This window comes from Pseudomonas sp. 43mfcvi1.1, from assembly GCF_900115935.1.
Lineage (GTDB): Bacteria > Pseudomonadota > Gammaproteobacteria > Pseudomonadales > Pseudomonadaceae > Aquipseudomonas > Aquipseudomonas bijieensis.
On record NZ_UETT01000001.1, the window covers coordinates 190,479 to 215,937 of the forward strand.

General features: G+C 61.1%; 27 protein-coding genes. 15 read left to right on the forward strand and 12 right to left on the reverse strand.

What is annotated here, in order from left to right:
- Positions 1-3 precede the first annotated feature (3 nt).
- The 3 genes from greB to DTP52_RS00875 are packed head-to-tail and all read right to left on the reverse strand — an operon-like array spanning position 4 to position 3,723.
- Positions 4-501, reverse strand: a complete 498-nt coding sequence (gene greB / locus DTP52_RS00865; protein WP_109751435.1) for a transcription elongation factor GreB — start codon at positions 499-501, stop codon at positions 4-6.
- Between the two features lie 34 nt (positions 502-535).
- Complete coding sequence (locus DTP52_RS00870; RefSeq protein ID WP_109751436.1) at positions 536-3,040, reverse strand: ABC transporter permease; 2,505 nt, start codon at positions 3,038-3,040, stop codon at positions 536-538.
- Positions 3,040-3,723 (reverse strand): ABC transporter ATP-binding protein, encoded by a 684-nt coding sequence (locus tag DTP52_RS00875; RefSeq protein WP_109751437.1) that lies wholly within the window; start codon positions 3,721-3,723, stop codon positions 3,040-3,042. The genes DTP52_RS00870 and DTP52_RS00875 overlap by 1 nt, the downstream gene beginning before the upstream one ends.
- A gap of 10 nt (positions 3,724-3,733) precedes the next feature.
- On the opposite strand from DTP52_RS00875, the gene DTP52_RS00880 reads away from it, so the two are divergent.
- From DTP52_RS00880 to DTP52_RS00890, 3 genes are all read left to right on the forward strand, one after another.
- A complete protein-coding gene (locus DTP52_RS00880; protein WP_109751438.1) occupies positions 3,734-4,339 on the forward strand; it encodes an arylesterase in 606 nt (201 codons plus the stop codon).
- 56 nt (positions 4,340-4,395) lie between these two features.
- Entirely contained in the window at positions 4,396-4,689 is a 294-nt protein-coding gene (locus DTP52_RS00885; protein WP_003199347.1) for a hypothetical protein, read from the forward strand.
- A 137-nt stretch (positions 4,690-4,826) separates the two neighbouring features.
- Complete coding sequence (locus DTP52_RS00890) at positions 4,827-5,798, forward strand: L,D-transpeptidase family protein (protein ID WP_109751439.1); 972 nt, start codon at positions 4,827-4,829, stop codon at positions 5,796-5,798.
- Positions 5,799-5,923: 125 nt separating this feature from the next.
- On the opposite strand, the gene oprI is transcribed toward DTP52_RS00890, so the two are convergent.
- On the reverse strand, positions 5,924-6,175 hold the full coding sequence (oprI, locus tag DTP52_RS00895) for an outer membrane lipoprotei OprI (RefSeq protein ID WP_011335311.1): 252 nt from the start codon (positions 6,173-6,175) through the stop codon (positions 5,924-5,926).
- Between the two features lie 636 nt (positions 6,176-6,811).
- Between oprI and DTP52_RS00900 the strand changes: the two genes are divergently transcribed.
- Positions 6,812-7,093, forward strand: a complete 282-nt coding sequence (locus DTP52_RS00900) for a GNAT family N-acetyltransferase (protein ID WP_053120470.1) — start codon at positions 6,812-6,814, stop codon at positions 7,091-7,093.
- A gap of 84 nt (positions 7,094-7,177) precedes the next feature.
- Here DTP52_RS00900 and DTP52_RS00905 read toward each other — a convergent pair whose 3' ends face one another.
- On the reverse strand, positions 7,178-8,254 hold the full coding sequence (locus DTP52_RS00905; protein WP_003183777.1) for a 3-deoxy-7-phosphoheptulonate synthase: 1,077 nt from the start codon (positions 8,252-8,254) through the stop codon (positions 7,178-7,180).
- A 266-nt stretch (positions 8,255-8,520) separates the two neighbouring features.
- On the opposite strand from DTP52_RS00905, the gene DTP52_RS00910 reads away from it, so the two are divergent.
- The 4 genes from DTP52_RS00910 to cysB all read left to right on the forward strand — a co-directional run bounded on the left by DTP52_RS00910 (position 8,521) and on the right by cysB (position 12,083).
- Positions 8,521-9,474: a putative 2-dehydropantoate 2-reductase gene (locus DTP52_RS00910; RefSeq protein WP_109751440.1), complete on the forward strand. Its 954-nt coding sequence runs from the start codon at positions 8,521-8,523 to the stop codon at positions 9,472-9,474.
- Between the two features lie 21 nt (positions 9,475-9,495).
- Entirely contained in the window at positions 9,496-10,401 is a 906-nt protein-coding gene (locus DTP52_RS00915; RefSeq protein WP_109751441.1) for a 5'-nucleotidase, read from the forward strand.
- Between the two features lie 96 nt (positions 10,402-10,497).
- Complete coding sequence (locus DTP52_RS00920; protein ID WP_014337270.1) at positions 10,498-10,998, forward strand: universal stress protein; 501 nt, start codon at positions 10,498-10,500, stop codon at positions 10,996-10,998.
- A 110-nt stretch (positions 10,999-11,108) separates the two neighbouring features.
- On the forward strand, positions 11,109-12,083 hold the full coding sequence (gene cysB, locus DTP52_RS00925; protein WP_003199376.1) for an HTH-type transcriptional regulator CysB: 975 nt from the start codon (positions 11,109-11,111) through the stop codon (positions 12,081-12,083).
- Positions 12,084-12,090: 7 nt separating this feature from the next.
- On the opposite strand, the gene DTP52_RS00930 is transcribed toward cysB, so the two are convergent.
- Together DTP52_RS00930 and DTP52_RS00935 are read right to left on the reverse strand one after the other, a co-directional pair.
- Positions 12,091-12,573 (reverse strand): GreA/GreB family elongation factor, encoded by a 483-nt coding sequence (locus tag DTP52_RS00930; RefSeq protein WP_109751442.1) that lies wholly within the window; start codon positions 12,571-12,573, stop codon positions 12,091-12,093.
- Between the two features lie 2 nt (positions 12,574-12,575).
- A complete protein-coding gene (locus tag DTP52_RS00935) occupies positions 12,576-12,962 on the reverse strand; it encodes a hypothetical protein (RefSeq protein WP_109751443.1) in 387 nt (128 codons plus the stop codon).
- A 120-nt stretch (positions 12,963-13,082) separates the two neighbouring features.
- On the opposite strand from DTP52_RS00935, the gene earP reads away from it, so the two are divergent.
- Both earP and DTP52_RS00945 read left to right on the forward strand, forming a co-directional pair.
- Positions 13,083-14,216, forward strand: a complete 1,134-nt coding sequence (gene earP / locus DTP52_RS00940) for an elongation factor P maturation arginine rhamnosyltransferase EarP (RefSeq protein WP_109751444.1) — start codon at positions 13,083-13,085, stop codon at positions 14,214-14,216.
- A 48-nt stretch (positions 14,217-14,264) separates the two neighbouring features.
- Positions 14,265-14,834 carry an elongation factor P gene (locus DTP52_RS00945; protein WP_003199385.1) on the forward strand — a complete coding sequence of 190 codons (570 nt, stop codon included), beginning with the start codon at positions 14,265-14,267 and terminating at the stop codon, positions 14,832-14,834.
- 207 nt (positions 14,835-15,041) lie between these two features.
- On the opposite strand, the gene DTP52_RS00950 is transcribed toward DTP52_RS00945, so the two are convergent.
- From DTP52_RS00950 to DTP52_RS00960, 3 genes are all read right to left on the reverse strand, one after another.
- Entirely contained in the window at positions 15,042-16,055 is a 1,014-nt protein-coding gene (locus tag DTP52_RS00950; protein WP_109751445.1) for an alpha/beta hydrolase, read from the reverse strand.
- Positions 16,056-16,088: 33 nt separating this feature from the next.
- Positions 16,089-16,508, reverse strand: coding sequence for an organic hydroperoxide resistance protein (locus DTP52_RS00955; protein WP_109751446.1), 420 nt, complete (start codon positions 16,506-16,508; stop codon positions 16,089-16,091).
- A gap of 419 nt (positions 16,509-16,927) precedes the next feature.
- On the reverse strand, positions 16,928-17,389 hold the full coding sequence (locus DTP52_RS00960) for a MarR family winged helix-turn-helix transcriptional regulator (RefSeq protein ID WP_109751447.1): 462 nt from the start codon (positions 17,387-17,389) through the stop codon (positions 16,928-16,930).
- A 146-nt stretch (positions 17,390-17,535) separates the two neighbouring features.
- Between DTP52_RS00960 and DTP52_RS00965 the strand changes: the two genes are divergently transcribed.
- Positions 17,536-18,285 carry a sulfite exporter TauE/SafE family protein gene (locus tag DTP52_RS00965; RefSeq protein ID WP_109751448.1) on the forward strand — a complete coding sequence of 250 codons (750 nt, stop codon included), beginning with the start codon at positions 17,536-17,538 and terminating at the stop codon, positions 18,283-18,285.
- Here the strand turns inward: DTP52_RS00965 and DTP52_RS00970 are convergent.
- Positions 18,275-19,129 carry a LysR substrate-binding domain-containing protein gene (locus DTP52_RS00970; protein WP_018603125.1) on the reverse strand — a complete coding sequence of 285 codons (855 nt, stop codon included), beginning with the start codon at positions 19,127-19,129 and terminating at the stop codon, positions 18,275-18,277. The genes DTP52_RS00965 and DTP52_RS00970 overlap by 11 nt on opposite strands.
- Positions 19,130-19,226: 97 nt before the next feature.
- On the opposite strand from DTP52_RS00970, the gene DTP52_RS00975 reads away from it, so the two are divergent.
- Together DTP52_RS00975 and DTP52_RS00980 are read left to right on the forward strand one after the other, a co-directional pair.
- On the forward strand, positions 19,227-19,445 hold the full coding sequence (locus DTP52_RS00975; protein WP_053120494.1) for a DUF1127 domain-containing protein: 219 nt from the start codon (positions 19,227-19,229) through the stop codon (positions 19,443-19,445).
- A gap of 64 nt (positions 19,446-19,509) precedes the next feature.
- Positions 19,510-20,739 carry a winged helix-turn-helix domain-containing protein gene (locus DTP52_RS00980; RefSeq protein ID WP_109751449.1) on the forward strand — a complete coding sequence of 410 codons (1,230 nt, stop codon included), beginning with the start codon at positions 19,510-19,512 and terminating at the stop codon, positions 20,737-20,739.
- 135 nt (positions 20,740-20,874) lie between these two features.
- On the opposite strand, the gene DTP52_RS00985 is transcribed toward DTP52_RS00980, so the two are convergent.
- The gene (locus tag DTP52_RS00985; RefSeq protein WP_109751450.1) at positions 20,875-22,221 is read right to left on the reverse strand and encodes a class II 3-deoxy-7-phosphoheptulonate synthase; all 1,347 of its coding nucleotides are present in this window, start codon (positions 22,219-22,221) and stop codon (positions 20,875-20,877) included.
- Positions 22,222-22,376: 155 nt separating this feature from the next.
- On the opposite strand from DTP52_RS00985, the gene DTP52_RS00990 reads away from it, so the two are divergent.
- Positions 22,377-23,132 carry a spermidine synthase gene (locus DTP52_RS00990; RefSeq protein ID WP_025212625.1) on the forward strand — a complete coding sequence of 252 codons (756 nt, stop codon included), beginning with the start codon at positions 22,377-22,379 and terminating at the stop codon, positions 23,130-23,132.
- 487 nt (positions 23,133-23,619) lie between these two features.
- Positions 23,620-25,293, forward strand: a complete 1,674-nt coding sequence (locus DTP52_RS01000; protein ID WP_109751451.1) for a DEAD/DEAH box helicase — start codon at positions 23,620-23,622, stop codon at positions 25,291-25,293.
- Positions 25,294-25,459 lie beyond the last annotated feature (166 nt).

Genomic DNA, 25,459 nt, shown 5'->3' on the forward strand with positions numbered 1-25,459 from the left:
AGGCTATGGATAAGCGATGTTCACGATGTAGACCCTCTTCTCTCCCGTAGGCGTCTGGACGCTGACCTCGGCGTCCAGGGCCTTGCCAATCAGTGCCCGTGCCAACGGTGAGTCGATGCTGATCAGGTTCTGTTTCAGGTCCAGCTCGTCCGGGCCGACGATGCGATAGCGTGATTCCTTGCCATCCTCATCTTCCACCGTCACCCAGGCGCCGAAGTACACCTTGTTCGGATCGCTGGGTTTTTCACTGACCACTTTGAGCGCCTCGAGGCGCTTGGTGAGGAAGCGCACGCGACTGTCGATTTCCCGCAGCATTTTCTTGCCGTAGGTGTATTCGGCATTTTCCGAACGATCACCCTGGGCCGCCGCCTCGCTGACCGCCTGGGTCACCTGGGGGCGGCGCACATGCCACAGCTCATGGAATTCGGCGCGCATCCGCGCTTCACCTTCGGGGGTGATCAGCGCGGTGCCGGCGGTGCGGGGTGGGCGATAACGGCTCATGGCAACTTCTTGTAGGAGCGAAGTCGGGAGTCTATCAACCCTCGCGCAATACTGTCAGCGGGCTGGCGTTGAGCGCTCGACGGGTGCCAAACACCCCGGCCGCGCCGATCAACAAGGCTCCCAGCAGTGGCAATACCAACAGCCATGGATGTGGATGCCAGGGCAGGTCGAAGGCGTACCGATAAAGCACCAGGCTCACCAGCTCCGAACCCAGGGCCGCGAGCAGGCCACTGACCGCGCCCAGCAGGCCGAACTCGATGCGCCGAGCCTTGACCAGCAAGGGGCGTTCGGCACCCAGTGCACGCAACAGCGCGCCTTGGCGAATCCGTTCGTCGAGGGTCGCCTGCAGGCCGGAAAACAGCACTGCCATTCCCGCCGCCAGCACAAACAGCAACACATACTCCACCGCCAGGGTCACCTGGGCCAGGATGCTGCGCAGCTGTTCGAGCAGGGCCTCGACTTGCAGGATCGTCACCGCCGGAAAGGCTCGGGACAGGTCGACGATCTGTTGGTCGTGGCCCGGCGCCAGGTAGAAGCTGGTGAGATAAGTGGCCGGCAGATCCTTCAAGGTGCCGGGCTGGAAGATCATGAAGAAATTGGGCTGGAAGTTGTCCCAGTTGATTTCCCGCAGGCTGGTGACCTTCGCTTCACGATTGACGCCGCCCACGCTGAAGACCAGGCGGTCGCCCAACTTGATCTTGAGGTTCTCGGCCACTTTGCCTTCCACCGAAACCCCTGGGACATCGTCTGGAGGTTGCTGCGGCCACCAGGTCCCTGCGGTGACGACGTTGCCCTGCGGCAGGTCCGCGGCCCAGGTCAGGCTCAGGTCGCGTTGCAGCGCCCGGTCACCCGCAGAGTCCTTGGTGACGAACTCCGTGGCCGGCTCGCCATTGATGCTGATCAGGCGCCCGGGCACCACGGGGTAGAGCGGGGCCGATTGCGCGGACAATTCCAGCAGCTTGTCGGTGAAGGCCTGCTTGTCGTTGGGCAGGATGTTCAGGGCGAAATAGTTCGGCGCGTTTTTGGGCAGCTGGTTTTGCCAGGTGTCCAGCAACTCGCCGCGCAGCAGCGCGATCAACGCCATGGACAGCAGGATCAGGCCGAACGCCAGGGCCTGGCCGGCCGCCGCCAAGGGATGGCGCAGCAATTGGCCCAGACCCAACCGCCAGGGCAGGGAGGCGCGGGCCAGCAGGCGCCGCAGGCTCTGGAGCAGCAGCAACAACAAGCCGCCGAGTACCAGTGCGGCAACGACACCACCGCCCAGCAAGGCGAAGGTGAGGACCAGGTCCAGGCTCAGGCGCCACATGATCAGGCCCAGGGCACCCAAGGCGGCACCGTAGATCACCCAGGAGCTGGAGGGGATCGGCAGCATGTCCCGGCGCAGCACGCGCAACGGCGGTACCCGGCCCAGCGCCGCCAGTGGCGGCAGGGCGAACCCCGCCAGCGCCACCAACCCAGTACCGATCCCGGCGATTGCCGGCAACAGCCCGCCCGGTGGTACCGCGGTGGGCAGCAGATCATGCAGCAGGGCGAACAGGCCCAGTTGGGCGATCCAGCCGAGCAGGGCGCCACTGAGGCTGGCGAGCAGGCCCAGCACGGTCAATTGCAGGCTGAACAGCACCATGGTTTCCCGGCGTGACAGGCCCAGGCAACGCAGTAGCGCGCTGGCATCGAAACGTCGGGTGGCAAAACGGTTGGCCGAGAGTGCGACGGCGACACCGGACAGCAGCACCGCCACCAGGCTGGCCATGTTCAGGTAGCGTTCGGCCTTGCCCAGGGCGCCACCGATCTGCCGGTTGCCGTCGCGGGCATCCTGCAGGCGCTGATTGGCTTCAAGGCCAGGCTTGAGCAGGTCGCGGTAGGTTTGCAGCGCCGGTGCCGGGCCGCGCCACAGGTCGCGATAGCTGACACGGCTGCCCGGTTGGACCACGCCAGTGGCCTCCAGGTCCTTGAGGTTGATCAGCACCCGCGGGGTGAGGCTGTAGAAATTGCCGGCGCGATCCGGCTCATAAGTCAGCACGCGGCTCAGGCGCAGGGTCTGGTTGCCGACGTCGATGCTGTCGCCGATCTTCAGGTCCAGTGCCGTCAGCAGCCGTGCTTCGACCCAGGCCTCGCCAGGGTTCGGCCGTCCGCCGGTTTCTTCCGGGGCGAACGGCGCCGGCGCGCTCTTGAGCTCACCGCGCAATGGGTAGCTGTCATCGGCCGCCTTGACGCTGGACAGCTGGATGCCATTGTCGGTGGCCACGACACTGGAAAACTCCACCACCCGAGCGTGGTCCAGCCCCAGCTCGGTGCCGCTGCGGATCTGCTCCGGGCGGGCGGGGGAGCTGCCTTCGAGCAGCAGGTCGGCACCGAGGAACTCGGTGGCGCGCATCATCATCGCGCCGTTGAGGCGGGCACCGAAGTAACCGATGGCGGTACTGGCCGCCACCGCCACCAGCAGGGCGAAGAACAACACCCGCAATTCCCCGGCGCGGGCATCGCGAAGCAATTGACGGATAGCGAGACTGAACAGGCGCAACAGCGGCAAGCGTGCCATCAAGGCTCCAGGGGGGCGACCATCTGGCCGGCTTCAAGTCGGATCAGGCGCCGGCAGCGGTGGGCCAGGCGTTCATCATGGGTCACCAGTACCAGGGTCGTGCCGCGTTCCTTGTTCAGTTCGAACAGCAGGTCGCTGATACGCTCGCCGGTGTGGCTGTCGAGGTTGCCGGTGGGTTCGTCGGCAAACAGCACGTCGGGTTCGGCGGCAAAGGCGCGGGCAATCGCCACGCGTTGCTGTTCGCCGCCGGAGAGCTGGCGCGGCGAGTGGGTCAGACGCTGCCCCAGGCCAACGCGCTGCAACAATTGCGTGGCGCGCTCGCGGGCATCCTTGCGGCCGTCCAGTTCCAGCGGCAGCATGACGTTTTCCAAGGCATTGAGGCTGTCGAGCAGTTGGAACGACTGGAAGACGAAACCGACATGTTCGGCGCGGATCCGTGCACGCTGGTCTTCATCCAGTGCGCTGAGGGCCTGACCGGCGAGGGTCACTTCGCCGCCGCTGGGCAGGTCAAGGCCGGCCAGCAGGCCCAGGAGGGTGGATTTGCCGGAACCGGACGCGCCGACGATGGCCAGGCTGTCGCCTTTGTTCAGTTCCAGGCTGAGTTCGTGCAGGATGGTCAGTTCACCTTCCGCGCTGGAGACCACTTTGCTAAGGTCCGTCGCGGTGAGAATGCTTGAGCCCATGGAGAATCCGATGCGTGTGTGGTTTTTGAGTGCCGGCCTGGCCCTGATGTGCATGGCCCAGAGCGCAGCGGCGGGTACAGTCCTGATCGTTGGCGATAGTATCAGCGCGGCTTTCGGCCTGGATACCCGGCAAGGGTGGGTGTCGTTGCTCGAACAACGGCTCAAGGCCGAGGGTTTTGACGATAAAGTGGTCAATGCTTCCATCAGTGGCGACACCAGCGCGGGAGGCCAGGCGCGGCTGCCGGCGCTGCTTGCAGCCCATAAGCCGGACGTGGTGATCCTGGAACTGGGCGGCAACGATGGCTTGCGCGGACAGCCGCCAACACAATTGCAACAAAACCTTGCAGCGATGATCGACAGTGCCCGCGCGAGTGGTGCCAAGGTGCTTTTGCTGGGCATGCAGCTGCCCCCTAACTATGGGCGGCGCTACACCGATGCCTTTGCCCGGGTCTACAGCACCCTGGCCGAGGAGAAAAAAGTGCCGTTGGTGCCGTTTTTCCTCAAGGACGTCGGTGGCATTCCAACAATGATGCAGGGCGACGGATTGCACCCGTCCGTCGCAGCCCAGGGCAAGTTGCTGGAAAATGTCTGGCCGACGCTCAAACCGCTGCTTTGACGCTTTTCTACAGGCGGGCTTTCGGCTAATGTGGCGCCCCCGATTTGGAGCCCCCGATGCCGCGTCCCGCCTGGTCCCTGTTTGCCTACCAACTGATCGAGCCTGACGAGCAGCTGGATCTGTTCGCCTGCCAGGAAGTACGGGTGCACCTGGTGACCCGGCAGCTGGAGCTCGGTGGTTCGGCCGACCGGACCCTCTGTGGCAGCCTGCTGCCGGCCCAACCGCGCTGGTCGAGCGTCGACCGCAAGATTTTCCAGGACCATCGCCTGTGCTCGCTGTGCCGGGCGATCCTGGAGTCGCAAAAGCGCGGTACTTCGCCGATCTGGCCGGAGCTGCGGTTCGAGTTGTAATCGCTCCCACAGGTCTCATTTCAGTTCCAGACATGCTGCGCATCGGACGCCTTTGTACCGCTCTCCCCGAAATAACAGGTGTCAGTGTACAATCGCCGCTTTCATACCTCCTGTTCGATCTGCGAAGGATTTCCCGGATGTTGCCGCGCTTGCCTGCCGTCGCCCGCTGCCTGTCTCTTGCCGCCCTGTGTATGGCGGGCCCCGTTGCCGCCCTGGAGCTGCCACTGCCACCGCCGGGTGAAGACATCATTGGCCAGGTACAGGTCATCAAGGCCAAGTACGAAGATACCTTCGCCGACCTGGGCACTACCTATGACCTGGGCTACAGTGAGATGGTCGCCGCCAACCCGGGGGTCGATCCCTGGTTGCCGGGTGCTGGCACCGAGATCGTGCTGCCGACTCGTTTCATCCTGCCGCCGGGCCCGCGCGAGGGCATCGTGATCAACCTGGCCGAGTACCGTCTCTACTATTTCCCCAAGGGGCGGAACGTGGTCTACACCTTCCCGCTGGGGATTGGACGTGAGGGCTGGGGATCGCCGATCGCTCACACCAGCATCATCGCCAAGACGCCGAACCCGACCTGGACTCCGCCTGCATCGATCAAGGCCGAACACGCCGCCGACGGCGACCCCTTGCCCAATGTAGTGCCGGCTGGTCCCGATAACCCGCTGGGCCCCTTCAAATTCACCCTGGGCACCCCGGGCTACCTGATCCATGGTTCGAACAAGAAGTTCGGCATTGGCATGCGTACCAGTCACGGCTGCTTCCGGATGTTCAACAACAACGTACTGGAAATGGCCAGCATGGTGCCGGTGGGCACGTCGGTACGGATCATCAACGACCCCTACAAGCTGGGTTTGAGCGGCGGCAAGGTGTACCTGGAAGCTCACACACCGTTGGACGACAAAGGCAACCCATCGGTGGTGGACAAGCACACCGCAGTGATCAATGCGATGCTCAAGCGCGAAGACATCACCAGCAACCTGCGCATGAACTGGGACGTGGTACGGGACGTGGTGGCGGCTGAAGATGGTCTGCCGGTGGAAATCGCTGTTCCGAATACTTCGGCACCGATGGTCACGAGTGCGCCGATCGACTTGCAGCAGTAAAAAGCTCCAAAACAACCCGCCGACGTTTCGCGATGTCGGCGGGTTTTTTATTGCCTGGGAAAACACCGGGCAATAAAAAGCCGACCCAAAAAATGGGTCGGCTCGGTAACAATCCCGAAGGACTATTACTTGCGGCTAGCTTTTTCCAGCATGCGCAGAGCACGCTCGTTAGCTTCGTCAGCAGTCTGTTGTGCTTTTTGAGCAGCAGCCAGAGCTTCATCAGCTTTACGGTAGGCTTCGTCTGCACGAGCCTGGGCGCGAGCTGCTGCGTCTTCGGTAGCAGTCAGACGTGCTTCGGTTTCTTTCGATGCGCTGCTGCAACCGGTAGCCAGAACTGCGGCCAGGGCCAGAGCAGAGAATTTCAGAACGTTGTTCATCGGTTTCCCCTTCAAGGACTTTCTATTAGTGACTGTCTCCCCAGACTGAGGAGTTAGCCGGCGTACATACTACCCATTACTTGTAGTAAGTAAACTGACGTAGCGCAAGAAGCAAAAAAATTGTAGGCGGTGATTCTTTTTCGAGCAACTTTTCTTAGGGCTGTTTAAAAAATATACAGCTCCAAGCCCTTGGCTGGAGCGCGTCGACGAAAAAAAGTTCCGCAGTGGGGGAGAACTCTTACGGCCCTCGCTAACGTCGTTGTTTATTGATTCACCTACACTTTTGTACATTTTTTGTGCAAATGCCCCAGGCATCTTTATTGGTATTGGCGGTGACTTTAACTACGCGCGCTCGTCTCAAGACTCAACAACTGGCGATGTTCAGCTATTGCACCGTGACCGACTACAGCGCGACGATGGCGCTCAATCGATAAACCCGACGAGGTTTACCCCTTCGATGACAGGCGTGCCTTGAGCATTTGCGTCATTGGTGCCTACTATTCACGACGTGCTCGGGTTTGAGCGGTTCGGTTTTGGCGCTCGGTGACCAGGAAGGCACGGGGTGGCGTAGATGTTCCTTCGCCGGAAAAACATCGGTAAGGTAGGGGTCAGCATTCAGACCCGCGAGGAGTAGTGATGAGCGAGGCGGTTACCATCCACCATGACCAGGCTGGTCATCAGTTCGAGACCAATGTGGACGGTCATCGTGCCTATCTGACCTACATGGACCTGGGCAAGCAGACCCTGGATATCTATCGCACCTTCGTGCCCAATGCCTTGCGCGGCCGTGGCATCGCGGCGGCGTTGACCGAAAGAGCGCTGCAGTACGCCGAAGAAATGGGCTACACGGTGATCCCGTCCTGCTCCTACGTGGAGCGCTACATGGAGCGTCACCAGCGGCACGCGGCGAAGCTCTGAGAAAACGGATTCCCAATAAAAACGCCGGACTGAGAAGCCCGGCGTTTTTTTATGCGTTGCTTTTTATGCGTTGAAGCAGGTCGATCAACTGCGTTGACGCTTTGGCAGCACGTCCTTGAGTTTGGCGTGCATGCTGCGCAGGGTGTTCTCGGTCGCGCTCCAGTCGATGCAGGCATCGGTGATGGATACGCCGTACTGCAAGTCGGCGAGGTCTTTCGGAATCGCCTGGCAGCCCCAGTTCAAGTGGCTTTCGACCATCAGGCCGATAATCGACTGGTTGCCTTCCAGGATCTGGTTGGCCACGTTCTCCATCACCAGCGGTTGCAGCGCCGGGTCCTTGTTGGAGTTGGCGTGGCTGCAGTCGACCATGATATTCGGCTTGATCTTGGCTTTGTTCAGCGCCTGTTCACACAGCGCGACGCTGACCGAGTCGTAGTTCGGCTTGCCGTTGCCACCGCGCAGCACCACGTGACCGTAGGCGTTGCCCTTGGTGGTGACGATCGACACGCCACCTTCCTGGTTGATGCCCAGGAAACGGTGCGGGCTGGAAACCGACTGCAAGGCGTTGATCGCTACGGTGAGGCCGCCGTCGGTACCATTCTTGAAGCCTACCGCCGAGGACAGGCCGGAGGCCATTTCGCGGTGAGTCTGGGATTCGGTGGTGCGTGCGCCGATGGCCGACCAACTGATCAGGTCCTGCAAGTATTGCGGCGAAATCGGATCCAGGGCTTCGGTGGCCGTGGGCAGGCCCATTTCCGCCAGGTCCAGCAGCAGTTGGCGACCGATGTGCAGGCCGTCCTGGATCTTGAAGGAGTCGTCCAGGTACGGGTCGTTGATCAGGCCTTTCCAGCCGACGGTGGTCCGCGGCTTCTCGAAATACACCCGCATCACCAGGTACAAGGTGTCGGAGACTTCCGCCGCCAGCACCTTCAGGCGCTCGGCATATTCGTGGGCGGCCTTGATGTCATGGATCGAGCAGGGCCCGATGACCACGAACAGGCGATGGTCGGTGCCGTCGAGAATGTTGCGAATGACTTCCCGGCCCTTGGTCACGGTGCGCAGGGCAGCGTCGCTCAGGGGGATATCGCGCTTGAGCTGGTCAGGCGTGATGAGGGTCTCGTTGGAGGCGACGTTAAGGTCATTGATCGGTAAATCAGCCATCGTGTTACTCGTCAGGTCACGGGTGCCGGCCGCCAGCGATCCCCGCGCGGCGGTGCACAGCGAATGTTAAGCGCGTCGGGGAGCCGAACCTTATCGCGTTCCGAGGTGGCTCGACAATGGGCTGGGGGCGGTTTAATGCCCTACAGGCTGGGGAAAAGCCTTGAAGAGGGGGCAGCAACAGAATCGTGAGCAGATGTAATGGAGATTGCATGCCATGCCGCTCCCGCTGATAGTGTGCAGGGCCGTTTACCAGAGGAGTTGCAAAGATGCAGTCAGGCGTTAAGCCGCGGATCGGGATGATCGGCACCGGGGCGATCGGCGGATTCTATGGGGTGATGCTGGCGCGTGCCGGTTATGACGTGCACTTTTTACTGCGCAGCGAGTTCGGTGCCGTGGCCGAAAACGGTTTGCAGATCGACAGCGCGGTGCATGGCGCGCTGAGCCTCAACCCAGCCCAGGCCTATCGCTCGGCCGTCGAAATGCCGCCCTGCGACTGGCTGCTGGTAGGCGCCAAGACCACCAGCAATGCCGAACTGGCCCCGGCCATTACCCAGGCTGCCGCTGATGGTGCAAAAGTCCTGTTGCTGCAGAACGGCCTGGATGTCGAAGACGACCTCCGACCCTTGCTGCCCGATTCATTGCACCTGTTGGGTGGCCTGTGCCTGATCTGCGTGCACCGTGTCGGCCCTGGCGTCATCGCCCACCAGGCGCTCGGCGCGGTCAACGTCGGTTACCACAGTGGTCCCTGCGCCGATCAGGCGCAACGCATGGTGATCGTCGAAGAGGCGGCGACGTTGTTTCGCAACGCCGGTATCGACGCCCAGGCCATGCCGTGCCTGCAGTTGGCCCGCTGGCAAAAGCTGGTGTGGAATGTACCGTATAACGGTCTTTCGGTTCTGTTGGGCGCCAGTACTACACCGTTGATGGCCAACGATCATAGCCGCGAATTGATCCAGGCACTGATGGGAGAGGTGGTCCGCGGTGCGCAAGCCTGCGGGCATCACATCACGCCGGGCTATGCCGAGTATCTGTTCACGATGACCGAGAAGATGCCCGACTACTGGCCGAGCATGTACCACGATTATTCTCACAAGCGTGCGCTGGAGCTGGACGCGATCTACGGCCGGCCACTGGCGGCGGCGAAAGCGGCCGGGTATGGACTGCCGAAAATCGAAGCCTTGTACCAGGCGTTGGCGTTCGTGGACCGGTATAACCGTTGAACGGGCGTAAGGGGGAGCGGCATGGCAAGTAACATCGACGACAAACTGGTGCTGGCGATTTCGTCGCGAGCGCTGTTCGACCTGAGCGAAAGCCATAAGGTGTACCTGTCGAGTGGTGTCGAGGCCTATCGGCAATACCAGATCGAGCATGAAGACGAAGTCCTCGCGCCAGGGGACGCCTTCGCTCTGGTGCAAAAACTGCTGAACCTCAACGAACACCTGGGCCGGGCCCGGGTCGAGGTGGTCCTGGTCTCGCGCAACAGTGCCGACACCGGCCTTCGCGTATTCAACTCGATTCATCATTATGGGCTGGCGATTTCACGCGCGGCCTTCGTTGGCGGGCGCAGCCCTTACCCGTATCTCAAGGCATTCGGTTGCGATCTGTTTTTGTCCACCCACGCTGAAGACGTACGCAGCGCCCTGGACGCCGGGTTTGCCGCAGCAACCATTCTGTCGGGCGGTGCCAGCCGCGCCGCCAGTGAAGAACTGCGCATCGCCTTCGACGGCGATGCGGTGCTGTTTTCCGATGAATCGGAGCGCGTCTATCAGGCCGCCGGTCTGGAAGCCTTCCAGGCCCGCGAGCGACAGGCTGCCCGCGAGCCGCTGCGAGGCGGGCCGTTCAAGGGGTTCCTGGCCGCGCTCAATGCACTGCAGCGCGAGTTTCCCGAAGACGCCTGCCCAATCCGCACGGCGTTGGTGACGGCCCGTTCTGCACCGGCCCACGAGCGGGTCATCAGGACCTTGCGTGAATGGGATATTCGTCTGGATGAGTCATTGTTTCTCGGCGGCCTGACCAAATCGGCCTTCCTCGAAGCCTTCGCCGCCGATGTGTTTTTCGATGACCAGACCGGCCACTGCGAACTGGCCAGAGAGGTCGTCGCCACCGGCCACGTGCCCCACGGTATCAGTAACGAAATTAAGCCCTGAGTGCCTCAGGTCCAGGACGTCAAGCCGCACGTCGCAGTCCCCAAGGCGCTGCTAAGCTGAATCAATCTCCGCCATCTTGGCACGCGAGGAGGTCACATGATTCGTTCGATGCTGTACGCCACAGACCTGGGTCTCTATGCCCCTTATGTGATGCAGCATGCCTTGGCGCTGGCACGGACGTTTGAAGCCGAGTTGTATGTGGTGCATGCGGTAGAACCGATGGGGCTGTTCGCCGAGTCGGTGTTGCAAAGCTATCTCGACGAGCAGGCGCTGAACGAATTTCACCGTCAGGGTCTGAATACGGTGATGGCCAATATCGAACAGCGAGTGCTCGACAGTTTCCGCGAGGAGTTGGGAGAAGGGCAGCAGGATTTGAAACTGATCAAATCGGTCAGGGTGTACCAGGGTGATCCTTCCCAGGTCATTCTGGAGCAGGCTGCGAAACTCTCTGTCGATTTGCTGATCGTAGGCAGTCATTGCCAAGGGGCAAGCGGTGAAACCCCCTTGGGCAGGACGGCTGCGCGGGTATTGCAGCTATCCCGGGTGCCGGTCTACCTGGTACCGCTGGTACAGCGCCGACGCCAGGGAGAGGCTTGAGGCTAAATGATGGATTTTTATAAAAAGTTCTAGATTTATTGTCGAAACCTTTCATATAGTTATATACCGTCGCTGATGCCCGTGGCGTCCAATTGCTTTGAGGGATACATATGAAGCTTCAACAACTGCGCTACATCTGGGAAGTGGCGCACCACGACCTCAACGTTTCCGCTACTGCCCAAAGCCTCTACACGTCGCAACCCGGCATCAGCAAGCAGATCCGCCTGTTGGAAGATGAACTGGGCGTCGAAGTCTTCGCCCGTAGCGGCAAACACCTGACCCGCGTGACACCGGCCGGCGAGCGCATCATCACCACGGCTGGCGAGATTTTGCGCAAGGTCGAAAGCATCAAGCAGATCGCCCAGGAATTCTCCAACGAGAAAAAAGGCACCCTGTCGATCGCCACCACTCACACCCAGGCCCGCTATGCGCTGCCACCGGTGATCAGCAATTTCATCAAGCAATACCCCGACGTGGCGCTGCACATGCACCAGGGATCGCCGATGCAGATCGCCGAGATGGCGGCCGACGGCACGGTGGATTTCGCCATTGCCACCGAGGCCCTGGAGTTGTTCGGGGACTTGGTGATGATGCCGTGCTATCGCTGGAACCGCTGCGTGGTCGTGCCCCAGGGACATCCGTTGACCAAGCTGCCAAAGCTGACCCTCGAAGCCCTGGCCGAATACCCGATCGTGACCTACGTGTTTGGTTTCACCGGTCGTTCCAAGCTCGACGAAGCCTTCAGCCATCGTGGCCTGACGCCGAAAGTGGTGTTCACCGCCGCCGACGCCGACGTGATCAAGACTTACGTTCGCCTGGGCCTGGGCGTGGGCATCGTCGCGAAGATGGCCGTCGATACCAAGCTCGACAGTGATCTGGTGGTGCTGGATGCCAGCGAGTTGTTCGAATCCAGCGTGACCAAGATCGGCTTCCGTCGTGGCACCTTCCTGCGGGGTTTCATGTGCGATTTCATCGAGAAATTCGCACCGCACCTGACTCGGGAAGTCATGGCCAAGGCCATCCAGTGCCACAACAAGCAGGAGCTCGAAGAGCTGTTCGACGGCGTCGAACTACCGGTGCACTAAAGCCCTCCTAGATCGCCTCGGTGACAGCGAACTGTTGCCGGGCGCCCGCTACCACGATCTCCACTTCATCCCCTTCGAACTTGCCCAGCAGGCCTCGGCCCAGCGGTGAGCGAGGGGTGATGACCGTGATTGGCTGGCCTACCAGCGAGACCTTCAAGCCCGCCGCATCCGGCCCCAGGAACAGCCATTGCTGGCGGCCGTCCTCATCCTCCAGCCCGATCAATGTGCCAACCTGAATGCCGCGTTGATCGTCGTATGGCCTTAGCGTCAGGTTTTGGCAGAGGGCCAGGGCCTGGCGGATTTCTTCCACGCGCCTGGCTTGCCCGGCGGCGAGGTAAGAAGCTTCCAGGCCCAGGGTGTCGTACTTGTTCTCGGCGATGTTTTCTTCGTGGGTCGCGGTTTCGTAGGCGGTCTGGGCGGCGCGTTCGGCGATGTCGAGATCAATCCTGAGCTTGTCGAGAATCAACTGGTGGACGGTCTGTTTGTTCATGGTTATTCACAGAACTGCAAAACGTTGGCGCGGCTTTTTTCGCTGGGCGCGTTCTGGTCCTGTTGCAACCAGAACTGGCACTTGGGGTTGGACAGGTTGCGCGGGTTGTTGCGGGCCTGATCGAGGGCCTGGCGCTGCTCGTTCCTTTGCAGGTTCTGCTGATACTGCTCGAACATTGGCGTGGGCGGCTCTGGGGCTGGTTGCACTGCCGGTGGTTGCGCCAGTTGATGGACGGCGGCGGCCACCGGGGCCAGTTGTTCGTTGAACAGGAATCTGGACAGCAGCCAGCCCGTCAATACGATGGCGAGGAACCCCAGCCACAGGCCCAGGGCAATGCTGAGGGTCAATTGCAAAGCCGTAAGGCGCGAGGGGGTCGAATGATCGGGCATGGCTGCTTCCTGGCAGGGGCATGGGAGGCGGTGATTGTCGCATGAAGATTAATCGCCGTCGGCTCTTCTGCATCATCGCTTTATTCGGGACAATCGGGCCTTTGTCACAGGGAGTCGGGAATGGCCGTGCGCTGGGATATTTTTTGCACCGTCGTCGATAACTATGGCGACATTGGTGTCACTTGGCGCCTGGCTCGGCAGTTGGTGGCCGAGCATCGATGCGCGGTGCGACTGTGGGTCGATGACCTGCGTGCCTTCGAGCGGTTGTGTCCAGAAATCGACGTCACCCTGTCCGAGCAATGGCAGCAGGGCGTGCAAGTGCGTCACTGGCCCGGGGAGTGGGTGCCCACCGAAGCCGCCGATGTGGTGATTGCCGCATTCGCCTGCCAGTTGCCGAGTGCCTACATGGATGCGATGGCCGAGCGTCAGACAACGCCATTGTGGATGAACCTCGATTATTTGAGCGCCGAGGACTGGGTGATCGGTTGCCACGGCTTGCCGTCGGTCAAATATAAACATGTGCAGAAATATTTCTTTTTCCCAGGCTTCCAGGCGGGAACCGGTGGCCTGCTGCGTGAGGCCGGTCTTCTGGAGCGTCGTCGGCAATTTCAACAGGATGCCGGGGCGCAACGAATTTTCCTGCAGGAATTGGGTGTCGAACGGGCGCCGGATACTTGCCTGATCTCGCTGTTTGCCTACGAGAACGCCGGGGTGGCGAGTTGGTTTGACGCAATGGCAAGCGATACCCAGGCGTTTCATGTGCTGGTTCCCGAAGGACGGGTACTGGGCGATGTCGAGCGTTGGCTCGGGATCGACGGTCTGAAGGTCGGAGCGTTGCATCGACGCGGGGCGTTGACGGTGCAGGTGCTGCCGTTCGTCCGCCAGGATCAGTACGATCAACTGTTATGGTGCTGCGATTTCAATGCCGTGCGTGGCGAAGACTCTTTCGTCCGTGCCCAGTGGGCTGGCCGGCCGCTGCTCTGGCACATCTACCAGCAGGAAGAAGACGTCCACCTGGAAAAACTCGAGGCGTTTCTCAGGCTCTACACCCAGGGGCTTTCGCAAGCGGCGCAAAAAGCGATCAGCGGTCTTTGGCGGGCCTGGAATGCCGGCCAGGACATGGCCGAACACTGGAAAGCCACCCGTGAACAGCAGCAGGAACTGGCCGAACATGCCCAGGCATGGTGTCTGGAACAGGCCTCGCGAGCCGATCTTGCCGCAGCGCTGGTGAAGTTTTATGGAAATTGGATATGATACGCGGCCTAGATTTTTGTAAATCCCATCCAAATTCGGATATTCGCAATGAAAACTGGTAAAGAACTGAAACCCGGGACCGTGATCCGTCTCGAAAACGATCCTTGGCTGGTTCAGAAAGCTGAGTTCACCAAGTCGGGTCGTAACAGCGCGATCATGAAGACCAAGCTGAAGAACCTGCTGACCGGTTACAAGACCGAGATCGTCTACAGCGCCGACGACAAACTGGACGACGTGATCCTCGACCGCAAAGAAGCGACCCTGTCCTTCATCAGCGGCGACACTTACACGTTCATGGACACCACTGACTACACCATGTACGAGCTGAACGCCGAAGACATCGAAAGCGTTCTGCCGTTCATCGAAGAAGGCATGACCGACGTCTGCGAAGCCGTGTTCTTCGAAGAGCGCCTGGTTTCCGTAGAACTGCCGACCACCATCGTGCGTCAGGTTGACTACACCGAAGGTTCCGCTCGCGGCGACACTTCCGGCAAGGTCATGAAGCCTGCCAAACTGAAGAACGGTACCGAGCTGTCGGTAGCTGACTTCATCGAAATCGGCGACATGATCGAGATCGATACCCGCGAAGGCGGTTCCTACAAAGGCCGCGCTAAATAAGCGAAGCCTTGTGTATGAAAAAGCCCGACCATTGAGTCGGGCTTTTTTATTTGCGCTGTCTTCTGTTAGACCGGGGGACGGCGGGAGCTTGTGTGGGAGCAAAGCTTGCTCGCGATACAGACACCTCGATTCCAGAGGCACCGCGCCGCTTTCATCGCGGGCAAGCCTTGCTCCCACAGCCCTCGCCACAAAGGCTCCGGAGCCCAGTTACTTCAAGTGCTGCTTGAGCTCTTCGGACACCTGCAGCATCGCCGAACGCACCGCTGGCACCTGGCTCACCACGTTGAGCAAACCGTAGTCGTGGATCATACCGTTGTAGCGTACGGCAGTGACGGGCACCCCGGCTGCGTCCAGCTTGCGGGCATAAGCTTCACCCTCATCGCGCAAGACGTCGGCCTCGGCGGTCTGTACCAGCGCGGGCGGCAGGCCTTTGAGTTGCGCGGTGCTGGCGCGCAGCGGCGAGGCATAGATCTCGCTGCGTTGCCCGGCATCGGTGGTGTAGTTGTCCCAGAACCACTTCATCATGTTTTTGCTGAGGAAGTGTCCTTCGGCGAACTGGTTGTAGGACGCCGTCTCGAAGCTGGCATCGGTCACCGGCCACAGCAATGCCTGGAAACGGATCGCCGGTGTGCCCTTATCCTTGGCCATCAGTGCCACGACTGCTGCCATATTGCCGCCGACGCTGTTGCCCACCACGGCCAGGCGCTTGCCATCGACGTTGATTTGCTTGCCGTGTTCGGCCACCCATTTCGTCGCGGCGTAGGCCTGGTTGATCGCCACCGGGTAATGCGCCTCGGGTGAAGGCGTGTAGTTGACGAACACCGCGACAGCGCCCGAACCGGCCACCAGATCCCGAACCAGTCGTTCGTGGGTCGGGAAGTCGCCCAAGACCCAGCCACCGCCGTGGAAGAACATGAACACGGGCAACTCACCCTTGACTCCGGCCGGACGAACAATGGTCAGGCTGATCGGCTGACCATCGACCTGAATGGTCTTCTCACTGACGTCGGCCTTGGGCAGTGTCAGCTTCACACCGGCCTGGGCGCCAACCAATACGGCGCGGGCGTCCTTGGGTGACAGTTGCTCCAGGGGCTTGCCGGTGCCGGCATTGAGCGCGTCGAGAAACGCCTGAGTGTTGTGTTCGACGATGCCATCGGCGAAGGCGCTGCTGACGCTGAGGGCGAGAAGGGTGCCGGCAAGGGCTTTGCTGAGCGTGTTCATGTGCATCTCCTTAAGTTCGGGTCCAGGGTCGGGTCAGACGGTCACGTGCAGGCGCACATCGACGTTGCCGCGGGTGGCGTTGGAGTACGGGCAGACTTGGTGAGCCGCCTCCACCAGGCTTTGCGCGTCGGCCTGGTCCAGGCCTGGCAGGCTGATGTGCAGATCGATGTCGAGGCCGAAACCGCCGGGAATCTGGCCGATGCCGACATGGGCGGTAATCGAGGCGTCGTCCGGGATCTTGCGTTTGCTCTGGCTGGCCACGAATTTCAGCGCGCCGATGAAGCAGGCCGAATAGCCGGCGGCGAACAGTTGCTCAGGGTTGGTCGCCGCACCGCCGGCACCGCCGAGTTCCTTGGGCGTAGCGAGTTTCACGTCGAGAACGTTGTCGCTGGAAATGGCACGACCATCACGGCCGCCAGTGGAGGTTGCGATTGCGGTGTAGAGAGTTTGCATGGTGAGAGCCTCGTTTCTGGGTTGGTTTTTTTGCGCTAAATGTTTGCGCGCTAAGTAGGTGTGAAGAGAATGTATAGCGCTAATATTTAGTGCGCAAGTTAAATTTTCGAGACGAGTTCGGTTTTAAACGCTGAAAGGGCGTGTAACCCTTGAGATAGAGCTGTTTCAGAGGGTTGAATTTTTTTAGTGACGCCAGGCTGAACGCAATTCAGGCTCGCCACGATTCTCCTGTGGGAGCGGGCTTGCTCGCGAAAGCGGTGGGTCAGTCAGAGATGATTCAGGATGTGCCGCCGTCTTCGCGAGCAAGCCCGCTCCCACATTGGATTTGTGGTGTTCACAGCGTTTGGGTTTGACTCAGTACCTGTGGGAGCGAGCCTGCTCGCGATAGCGGTGGGTCAGCCTCGCTCCTACAGGGAAAGTCAGAGACTGTCTTGCAAATGCCCGCGCAGTGCCTGCAGATCAAGCTGCAGTTTCTTCAACTGCTCCAGGGTCTGGCCGCTGGCGGCGAGGATGCATTGGGGGATGCCGAGGGCTTTTTCCCGCAGGGCACGGCCCTGTTCGGTGAGTTCGACAATCACCACGCGCTCGTCTTCCCGGCTGCGGGTGCGGCTCAGCAGGCCTTCGGCCTCCAGGCGCTTGAGCAGTGGTGTCAACGAGCCGGGATCTGTCAGCAGGCGCGTGCTGATTTCACCGACGGTCAAACCATCCTTTTCCCACAACACCATCATCGCCAGGTATTGCGGATACGTCAGGCCCAGGGCTTGTAGCAGCGGCTTATAGACCTTGGTCATCAGCAGCGACGTGGAGTGCAGGGCGAAACAGACCTGGTTGTCGAGCAACAGGGCTTCGCAGGCTTCGGGGGTATCGCGCAGGGTGCTCATGGCAAAAACCTTCAATCAATGATCGTGATGAATCTAGCGGGCGAATCTTTAATGCGCCAGATAATTCTGACGTTCTGATCAGATGTTACGTTTCCCCGCTGGTGCCGACTGCGTAGGATAAGCGCCTTGAGGAAAGGGGAATCGTCTTGTTCGAATTTGTGCTGTTTTTGGTGTTTGGTGCCGCATTGGGCACCTTGGGGGGATTGTTCGGGATTGGTGGCGGCCTGATTGCCATTCCAGTGCTAGGCGTCTGGTTCGGTCTCGACCAGCAATTGGCCCAAGGTACGGCATTGGTCATGGTAGTCCCCAACGTGATGCTCGCGTTGTGGCGCTATCACCAGCGCAATCGCATCGAGTTGCGCCATGTCCTGCCGTTGGCTTCCATGGGTTTCTGCTTTGCCTGGCTCGGCTCGATCTGGGCGGTGGGGATCGATGCGGACAGCATGCGGATCGGCTTCGTAGCGTTCCTGATCGCGTTGACACTCTACAACCTGGCGCGGATGTTCGTCGCTACCGCACCGGCTTCGGGGCAGATGCGTTATGGCTGGCCGTGGCTCGGGGTACTGGGGGCCGCATCAGGCACCATGGGTGGTCTTTTCGGTGTTGGCGGGGCCGTTGTCGCGACCCCGATCCTGACCAGCATTTTTGGCACCAGCCAGGTGGTTGCCCAAGGGCTGTCCCTGGCGCTGGCCTTGCCCAGTACCGGCGTGACCCTCGCCACCTATGCGTTTCACCATGAGGTGGATTGGAGCATCGGCCTGCCGCTGGCCGTCGGTGGGCTGCTGAGCATCAGTTGGGGAGTGAAAGTCGCCCACGCCTTGCCGGAGCGACTGTTGCGCGGGCTGTTCTGCGGTTTCCTGGTGCTGTGCGCGGTGCTGCTCGCCTTTAAAGTTTGAAGCCCTCAATGATGTGCTCGGCCAGGCACTCGGTGATCGGCGATGGATTATGCAGGTTGCGGATCAGCATGATGCTGGCCTCGGGCAGTTCCGGCAGGTCTTCGGCCTCGCCCAGTACGCGCATGTCCGGGGTCAGCAGGCTTTCCAGTTGCGCCGTGATTGCCAGGCCGGCGCCCACCACCGCCATGAGCGCCGACAGGCTCGAGCTGTTGTACGCCACGCGATAATCGCGGCCCATGGCATCCAGCGCATTGCAGGCCCATTGCCGGCAGAAACAGTCACTGTTGAACATCGCCAGCGGCAGCGGTGTTTGTTCGTGGACGTTGAAGCAGGCGGCTTCGGCCCAGACAAAGCGCTCCTTGCGTAGCAGCTGGCCGATTTCGTCCCCCGGTTTGCGGGTGACGATGGACAGGTCCAGGTCCTGGCGCAGCAGCAACTGCTTGGACGACTCGCAGTGCACTTCGATTTCGATCAAGGGGTAGAACTGGGCGAAGCGTTGCAGGATGCCTGGCAGGAAGCGCATCACGTAATCGTCCGGCGTGCCGATGCGCACCGTGCCGACCATGTGCGGTTCACGCAGGGTATTGAACACCTCGCTGTGCAGCTTGAGGATCCGCCGGGCGTAGCCCAGCAGCACCTGGCCTTCGGCGGTGAGCTTGACCTGGCGCCCGTCCCGCTCGAACAACCGCCGTTGCAACACGTCCTCTTCCAGCCGCTTCATCTGCATGCTGACGGCAGACTGGGTGCGATTGACCAATTCCCCGGCCCGGGTGAAACCGCCCTGGTCGGCGATGGCGACAAAGGTACGCAGCACTTCCGTATCGATGCTCGGGTAACTCGACAATTGATCAATCTCCGAGATGTATTGCATAAGAAACATTCGTTGGATTGATCTTAGCGTTAGCGCGAGACTTGAACCATCCCCAACGGAGGACATCACGATGAAAGGTCAAAAAGGTTATCTACTGATAGACAAACTCTCCCACGGCTTTTCCATCAGCGCCTTGCTGCACAAGTTTAGCCGCTGGTACGAATTGCACCACGAACGTGAACTGCTGGCTGGAATGAGCGACGAGGCGCTCAAGGACATCGGCGTGAGTCGGGCCGACGTGGAACAGGAAGTGGTCCGGCCATTCTGGGATGACCCAATGCACAAATGAGCCATCCTTTCCTACACAAACCCCTTATTGGTGAGGTAGGTTGCGAGCAGACAAGGAGATCTCCATGCCCGCGACTCTGTCCTTTACCCTCAAACAGGCCCGGCGTCTGGCGTTGGCCGCCCAAGGATTCGATGGGCGGTCGCCGCCAGCTTCGGTGCAACCTTCGCGCCTCAACCGCCTGATCGAACGCCTCGGCGTCCTGCAGATCGACTCCGTCAATGCGCTGGTGCGCTCGCATTACCTCCCGCTGTTTTCCCGCCTCGGTCACTACAATCGCGATTTGCTCGACCAGGCAGCCTGGAGCCAGGGCCGACGTCGCACGCTGTTCGAATACTGGGGGCATGAAGCGTCGCTGCTGCCGATGTCGATGTATCCGCTGATGCGCTGGCGCATGAGTCGTGCATCCCGTGGCGAAGGTATTTATCAGCAGTTGGCGCGGTTCGGTCATGAGCGCCAGGATGTTATTCGCCGCGTTTTGGCTTCGGTGCAGGAGCAGGGCGCCATTGGTGCGGGCAGCTTGTCCACGCGCCAGGACAAGGCCGGACCGTGGTGGGACTGGAGTGCGGAGAAGCATGCGCTGGAATGGTTGTTCGCCGCAGGCGAAGTCACGGTGGCGGGGCGACGCGGTTTCGAGAGGCTCTACGACTTGCCGGAACGGGTGCTACCGGAATCGATCCTGCAACAACCGTTGCCGGACGAGGCCCAGGCACAACGCGCTTTGCTGGTACATGCTGCCGAGGCCTTGGGCATTGCGACCGAGAAAGACCTGCGCGACTACTTTCGCCTCGACCCGGCCGACAGCCGGGCGCGACTGGCCGATCTGGAGGAAGCCGGGGACCTGCTGCGCTGCGAAGTGCAGGGATGGAAACAACCGGCCTGGTGCCGACCCGGGGCGAAAATCCCGCGCAAGGTAGCCGCCAGTGCCTTGTTGTCGCCGTTCGATTCGCTGGTCTGGGAGCGAGGCCGTACCGAGCGGCTGTTCGACTTTCGCTACCGGTTGGAAATCTACACGCCTGCTCACAAGCGGGTGTACGGCTACTACGTGCTGCCGTTCCTGCATCACGAGCGCATTGCGGCGCGGGTCGATCTGCGAGCGGAGCGGGCTTTGGGGCGCCTGGCGGTGCATGCCGTGCACGAAGATGCGTCGGGGCTGGACGAGGAGGGGATGCAGGCCCTGGCGCTGAACCTGCGGCGCATGGCCCAGTGGCTGGGGTTGGAGCGGGTTCAGCTTAATTGCCAGCGAGTGAGTGGGGTTCGGTTGGCCCGGGCATTGGCTCAGTCAAGTGATGGCTGACCCGACGCTATCGCGAGCAGGCTCGCTCCCACAAGGGATCTCGGGTGACCACAGCTTTTATGTTCACAGCAGATCCAATGTGGGAGCGAGCCTGCTCGCGATGACAATTTAACCGGCGAAGAAGAGCTTACTGACTCACCGCCGAACCTGCTTCAACGTCTCGGCAATCAAAAACGCCAACTCCAGCGACTGATCGGCATTCATCCGCGGATCGCAATGGGTGTGGTAGCGGTCCGACAGCCCGTCCTCGGTAATCGGCCGTGCACCGCCGATGCATTCGGTGACGTTCTGCCCGGTCATTTCGATGTGAATCCCGCCAGCATAGGTGCCCTCGGCTTCGTGGGCCTGGAAGAACTGCTTCACCTCGCCGAGGATCTGCGCGAAGTCCCGGGTCTTGTAGCCGCTGCTGGCCTTGATGGTGTTGCCGTGCATCGGGTCGCTGCTCCACAGCACCTGCTTGCCTTCACGCTGTACGGCGCGCAACAGGGGTGGCAAGTGTTCGCCGACCTTGTTGGCGCCCATCCGGGCGATCAGGTTCAGCCGGCCGGGGTCGTTGTCCGGGTTGAGCACGTCGATCAGGCGGATCAGGTCGTCCGGGTCCATGCTCGGGCCAACCTTGACCCCGATCGGGTTGTTCACCCCGCGCAGGAATTCGACATGGGCGCCGTCCAGTTGACGGGTGCGGTCGCCGATCCACAGCATGTGGGCCGAGCAGTCGTAATAGTCGTTGGTCAGGCTGTCACGGCGCACGAAGGCTTCTTCGTAATTGAGCAGCAACGCTTCGTGGGCAGTGAAGAAACTGGTTTCGCGCAGTTGCGGCGAGCTGTCCATGCCGCAGGCGCGCATGAACGCCAGGGTTTCGTCGATGCGGTCGGCCAGGTGGCTGTATTTTTCCGCCAGGGCCGAATTGGCGATGAAGTCCAGGTTCCACTTGTGTACCTGGTGCAGGTCGGCGAACCCGCCCTGGGCGAAGGCGCGCAGCAGGTTCAAGGTGGCGGTGGACTGGTGGTAGGACTGCAGCAACCGCTCCGGGTCCGGCACGCGGCTTTTCTCGTCGAAACCGATGCCATTGACGATGTCGCCCCGGTAGGCCGGCAGGGTCACGCCATCGATGGTTTCGTCGTTGGCCGAACGTGGCTTGGCGAACTGCCCGGCCATGCGGCCGACCTTGACCACCGGGCAACCGGCGGCAAAGGTCATGACGATTGCCATCTGCAAGAGCACCTTGAAGGTGTCGCGGATCTTGGCCGCCGAGAACTCGGCAAAGCTCTCGGCGCAATCACCGCCTTGCAGCAGGAACGCCCGGCCCTGGGTCACTTCGGCGAACTGACGGCGCAACTCCCGGGCTTCACCGGCAAACACCAGTGGCGGATAACTGGCCAAGGTCTGCTCTACCTGCAACAGGTGCGCGGCGTCGGGGTAGCGGGGTTGTTGCTGGATCGGCAGGGCGCGCCAGCTGTCAGGGCTCCAGGGTTGGCTCATCATGATCTCTAGGTGATTTACGCTCGGACGGCCATGTTATCAGCAAATTAGTGCGTGACCTGTTTGCGTCGCTTCGCGGACAATTGCCCCTTTGTACAACTTGCGTACAGTCCAGCGCGTTGCCGCAGTCCGTCCGGCGACCATCAGGAGATGAAATGACAGAGGAGCGCGTCGAGCATCTGCTCGCCGAAGTGCACGACGAGTTCGGCATGATCCGGGTCTTCGAAGTGGCCGACTACCGGTTTCTTGAGTTCGGCGATGCCATTGAGCAGAGCTGCGTGTTCACGGCTGATCCGAGCTGGCTCGAATACGACTACACCCGCGCCATGCTCATCGGTGCGTTGTGTCACGAGCAGCCGGAAAGCGCGCTGTTCCTGGGGTTGGGCGCCGGTACGCTGACCCAGGCCTGCCTCAAGTTCCTGCCGCTGGAAGATGTCGAAGCCATCGAACTGCGCCCCGACGTGCCGCGCCTGGCCATCGAATACCTGGGGTTGGACGACGACCCGCGACTGTACATCCGCGTTGGCGATGCCTTGGAATTGCTTGAAACGGCGGAGCCGGCGGATCTGATTTTCGTCGACCTCTATACCGATGTCGGCCCAGGCGTCGGGCATCTGGCCTGGGGGTTCCTGGAAAACTGCCAGAAGCGCCTCAACCCGGGCGGCTGGCTGGTGATCAACCAGTGGGCCACCGATGACGGCAAGCCATTGGGTGCGGCGCTGTTGCGCGGTTTGTACCACCGGCATTACTGGGAACTGCCGGTGAAGGAGGGCAATGTGATCCTGATCGTGCCGGCGGACCTGGACCAGGAGCTGGACATGCAAGGACTGGTCGCCAGGGCCGAAGGGCTGGCGCCGAGGCTGGGTTATTCGTTGCAGTCGTTGATCAAGGCCATCCGTCCGGCAACGTGATACATGCCAGGTGTGATAAACCCTGTGGGAGCAAAGCTTGCTCGCGATACAGGCACTGCAATTCCCGAGAGTGCTGAGTTGTGTTCATCGCGAGCGAGCTTTGCTCCCACAGGGGAAAGATGAACCGTTTTAGCACCCCACCCCCGCAACGCCGAGCCTTCGCAAAACAAACGGTTGTACCGTTAATCCCAGGGCCCGTGGCAGAGAGCCCCATAACGGGGTCTGGCGATAAAAAAAGCTCCCTTTTCGGGCGAATTCCGGTATAGTGCGCGCCGGCCTTTAGCCGGGCCGCGTCAAGGTAGCGCAATTCCCCGAAGTCAGCTTCGGTTGCATGTCCGCACAACGGATGCTTCCACGACGTTCTTTTTCCATTCATTCGTTTTCGCAAATCCCCGCCGACAAAGCAGCCAGGGCGACTCTTGAGTCTCAACACGGCACGCGCAGCTTTGGAGCATGGGTCTTTGCGGATGCACTTAGAGGCAGACCCATGACCCAGGAAACCGGCGGCTTCGCCGCTTTTAATCTCAACCCGAACATTCTTGCCGCCGTCACTGCGACCGGCTACGAAGAACCTTCGGCTATTCAGCAGCAATCGATCCCGATCATCATGGCCGGCCACGACATGATTGGCCAGGCGCAAACCGGTACGGGTAAAACCGCTGCGTTCGCCCTGCCGATCCTGCATCGCATCGATCCTGCAAAGCGCGAACCGCAAGCCCTGATCCTGGCGCCAACTCGTGAGTTGGCGCTGCAAGTAGCAACCGCTTTCGAAACCTATTCCAAGCAGATGCCTGGCGTTACCGTTGTGGCCGTCTACGGCGGCGCGCCGATGGGCCCACAACTGAAAGCCATCCGTAATGGTGCGCAGATCGTTGTCGCCACTCCGGGTCGTCTGTGCGATCACCTGCGTCGTGACGAAAAAGTCCTGGCCACCGTGAACCACCTGGTTCTGGACGAAGCCGACGAAATGCTCAAGCTGGGTTTCATGGACGACCTGGAAGTCATCTTCAAGGCCCTGCCGGCTACCCGCCAGACCGTATTGTTCTCGGCCACCCTGCCGCAATCGATCCGTGCCATTGCCGAGCGCCACCTGCGCGATCCGCAGCACGTGAAGATCCAGACCAAGACCCAGACCGTTACCGCGATCGAGCAGGCTCACCTGCTGGTTCACGCTGACCAGAAGACTTCCGCCGTTCTCAGCTTGCTGGAAGTGGAAGACTTCGACGCCCTGATCATGTTCGTGCGCACCAAGCAAGCGACCCTGGACCTGGCCAGCGCCCTGGAAGCCAAAGGCTACAAAGCCGCTGCGCTGAACGGTGACATTGCCCAGAACCAGCGTGAGCGCGTGATCGACTCCCTCAAGGATGGCCGCCTGGACATCGTGGTCGCGACCGACGTCGCGGCCCGTGGCCTGGACGTTCCGCGCATCACCCACGTGTTCAACGTGGACATGCCGTACGACCCGGAATCCTACGTTCACCGTATCGGCCGTACCGGCCGTGCCGGTCGCGAAGGCCGCGCGCTGCTGCTGGTTACCCCGCGCGAGCGCCGCATGCTGCAAGTGATCGAGCGTGTGACCGGTCAGAAAGTCGCTGAAGTTCGCCTGCCGGACGCTCAGGCTGTTCTCGATGCCCGCATCAAGAAACTGACCAACAGCCTGTCGCCACTGGTGGCTGACGCCGAATCGACCCACGGTGATCTGCTCGATCGCCTGACCGCCGACATCGGTTGCACCCCGCGCGCACTGGCCGCCGCACTGCTGCGCAAGGCCACCAACGGCCAAGCGCTGAACCTGGCTGCAATCGAGAAGGAACGTCCCCTGGTGCCGAACAGCGCCCCGCGTGGCGATCGTCCTGAGCGCACCGGTGATCGTCCGGACCGTGGTGATCGCGAGCGTCGTGCCCCGATCCCGCTGGCCGAAGGTCGTGCTCGCTGCCGTACCGCGCTGGGTGCCCGTGACGGCATCGCGGCCAAGAACCTGCTGGGTGCCATCCTCAACGAAGGCGGCCTGGCCCGCGAAGCCATCGGCCGCATCCAGGTGCGTGACAGCTTCAGCCTGGTCGAGCTGCCGGAAGATGGTCTGGAGAAGTTGCTGACCAAGCTGAAAGACACCCGCGTGGCCGGCAAGCAGCTCAAGCTGCGCCGCTATCGCGAAGATTGATCGGCTCTTGGGCTGATTGATCGAACATGAAAAATCCCCGACTGGTTCGGGGATTTTTTTGTCTGTTGTTTGGCGTGCCTTCAGGGGAGTGGCGTGGACGCCAATCGCGAGCAGGCTCGCTCCCACATTGGATTTTCGGCGTTCACAAAACCCCTGTGGGAGCGAG